The sequence below is a fragment of the Spirosoma daeguense genome (genome assembly GCF_054776875.1).
The window spans coordinates 1-544 of the sequence record NZ_BAAHBF010000042.1 but is presented as its reverse complement, the minus strand read 5'-3'; the positions used below and the strand labels follow the sequence as shown (position 1 = coordinate 544).

Annotated in this window: 1 protein-coding gene; it reads right to left on the bottom strand. The window is 54.8% G+C overall.

All coding sequences use genetic code 11. The annotated features are described in order from the left end of the window. Window positions 1-544, bottom strand: a 544-nt coding sequence (locus ACYVD4_RS32075) for a putative Ig domain-containing protein (protein ID WP_460952551.1), incomplete at both ends; no start/stop codon positions are given.

Genomic DNA, 544 nt, shown 5'->3' with positions numbered 1-544 from the left:
GTAGGTAAATGACGATTCACCCAGACTACCGCCCTGAGTCGCTTTCAGCACAATGGTGGGATTATCGGTGTAAAGCTGTAACGAATAAGGCCCAGAAGCCGTGGTGGGAAACAACTCGTTGACCACCCAGAAGTTCACCGATTGCCCATTCAGGCCCGAATAAAGGGGTGTGAAGCTGATGTCGTAGCGATTATTCGAAATCTGGGTACAAGTCAGCGGATTCACACCCGTGATGGCGAAAGGCACACTGGCCGTTACCGAGACGGGTTGAATGGTCAGCATAAAACTGGTCGTAGCACTGAGCCCTCCGGGATCAACCGCCGTCAATGAAACCGTCGACGTACCACTCACCGAAGGCGTACCCGAGATTGTGGTGCCATTCAGGGTCAGCCCGGCGGGCAATCCGTTGGCCGTCAGTAGGAGCGCATTCGGGGTCTGGGCATCGGTAAACACAGTTGCTACGTTCAGACCAAAGGGCTGACCCTGAACGCCTACCTGATTGACAATCGGATTGGCTACTGTTGGCGGGGTGTTGGTAGCCGTT